This is a genomic window from Wolbachia endosymbiont of Mansonella perstans (genome assembly GCF_020278605.1).
Taxonomy (GTDB): Bacteria; Pseudomonadota; Alphaproteobacteria; order Rickettsiales; family Anaplasmataceae; genus Wolbachia.
Genome location: NZ_JACZHU010000089.1, coordinates 1 through 2200 on the forward strand (window position 1 = coordinate 1; position 2200 = coordinate 2200).

Here is a 2200-nt window from a genome sequence, read left to right on the forward strand (position 1 = left end):
TTCTTTGATTATTCCTGACTGTTATCAGAAGGGCTATAAATAACAAGAAAAGGAGGCATTGAGATGACGAGAAAAGAGCTACTTGAATGACACGAGGTAACGCCGTTGATTATATAGATTCCGTCTGTTATATATAGTCTTTTTAATACGAAGAAAACTGATGAGTGAGTATGATGTTACTATTATAGGTAGCGGTCCTGGTGGTTATATGGCTGCAATTAGGGCAGCGAAGCTTGGGTTTAAAACTGCGATTATTGAGAAAGAGAAGAATTTAGGTGGTATATGCCTAAATTGGGGGTGTATACCAACAAAATCTCTGCTTAGAGCATCTGAAATTTATAGATTAATAAGAAGATCAGAGGAATTTGGTATAAAAGTAAAAGATACAAGCTTTGATATTCAGTCGATAGTGAAATACTCAAGAAAAGTTGTTGATAAGTTATCAAAAAGTGTTGCGTATTTGATGAAGAAGAATAACATCAAAATTTACCAAGGACTTGGTAAACTTACGGGTAACTATACTATAAAAATCTTCAATAGTGAGGAGGAACAAGAAATTGTTTCCAGGCATGTTATTTTAGCAACAGGTGTGAGAGCGAGGAACCTGCCTGGAATAGAGATAGATGGAAATTTAATATGGAATGCACAGCATGCTATGATTCCGGATAGACTGCCAAAATCGCTACTAATTATAGGATCTGGTGCAGTCGGAATAGAATTTGCAAGTTTTTATAGTACTTTGGGAGTTGAAGTAACAATTGTAGAAGTAAAAGGCACTATTTTACCATTGGAAGACAGAGAGATTTCAAATTTAGCGCAAGAAATACTTACAAGACAGGGAATAAGGATATATACAAACAATAGTGTAAAAACTTTTACTAAAAATAAAGGCTCTACTCAGGTGCAACTAAGTAGTGGTGAGAGCAAAGAATTCGATAGAGTAATTGTTGCAGTTGGCGTTCAAGCAAACACTGAAAATATAGGGTTAGAAAATACAGAAATTAAATTAAGCTCTTCTGGTTTTATTGAAACGAATGAATGGTATGAAACGAGCGAACCTAAGATGTATGCGATAGGTGATGTAGCTGGCCCACCATGTTTAGCGCATAAGGCAAGTCATGAAGCTGTGATCTGCGTTGAAAAGATTGCTGACAAAAGTCCTCATAGGTTAAAAAAGGAGTGCATACCAAATTGCACTTACTCTCACCCGCAGATAGCAAGTGTTGGCCTTACTGAAGAACAGGCAATAAAAAATGGGTATAATATAAAGATAGGAAAATTTCGTGCTAATTTTAATGGTAAGTCTATTGCACTCGGTGAAATCGAAGGGTTAGTAAAAACAGTGGTTGATAAAAAAACAGGCGAACTTCTTGGCGCTCACATGATAGGAGCAGAAGTAACAGAGTTAATCAGCAATTTTGCTCTTGCAAAGCAGCTGGAAGGAACAGACTCCGACATGAAGTCTACGGTCTTTCCTCATCCAACCATTTCAGAAATGATACACGAATCGGTTCTTGCAGCGGACGGTGAATCGTTAAATAGTTAAATTAGCGTTTCATTGCTTTAACATCATCAATATTTTAAGTTGTAGCTTGACTAGGTATTTTAACTCCGACAAGTTGATTACCAGCACCAGATTTCTGTAACCTTTCTTTTAATCCTTCAGCTGCTTTTTTCACTTGCTTTTGATTAAGATCCTCTGGATTTTTTTACCCATTTGCTTGACTGTTGTTTCAGTACTCATATCTTACCTTCTTACTGATTGTAATTTTTACATTGCTCTTGCTGAGATAGATCAACGACTGAATTGAAGAGAGCTTTTATTATATCTTTTTAACAGTCATACAAAATTTCCGCTTTTGCCTTCTTCTTGTCCTTAAGGCTTATTTTTCACGTTAGATTTTTTTTTACTATTGTTTTCAGACATTTCTGATTCCCTACCATAAAGCTTGGTAAAATTTTGTGTGCAAATTGTTAAGTAATGGTTAACAATCTAGTATTAATTTACTATACACAAATGGATATCATTCTAGCAACAGGTGGTACAGGTGGACACATTTTTCCAGCTATAACCTTAGCGGGAGCACTAAAGATACAAGGGTATAATAGCACATTATTTACTGATAAAAAAACGGATAAAAATATTGACATGGAGAATTATACCCTGCCGTTATATAAGCCAAGCAGCAATAAATTTAAG

The 2200-nt window shown here is 35.5% G+C and carries 2 protein-coding genes; both read left to right on the forward strand.

Annotated elements, in window-relative coordinates:
* Window positions 1–160: 160 nt before the first annotated feature.
* Window positions 161–1546 (forward strand): dihydrolipoyl dehydrogenase, encoded by a 1386-nt coding sequence (lpdA, locus tag IHO13_RS04685; protein WP_225538501.1) that lies wholly within the window; start codon window positions 161–163, stop codon window positions 1544–1546.
* A gap of 471 nt (window positions 1547–2017) precedes the next feature.
* A partial coding sequence (locus IHO13_RS04690; protein ID WP_225538504.1) for a glycosyltransferase occupies window positions 2018–2200 on the forward strand: 183 nt, incomplete at its 3' end.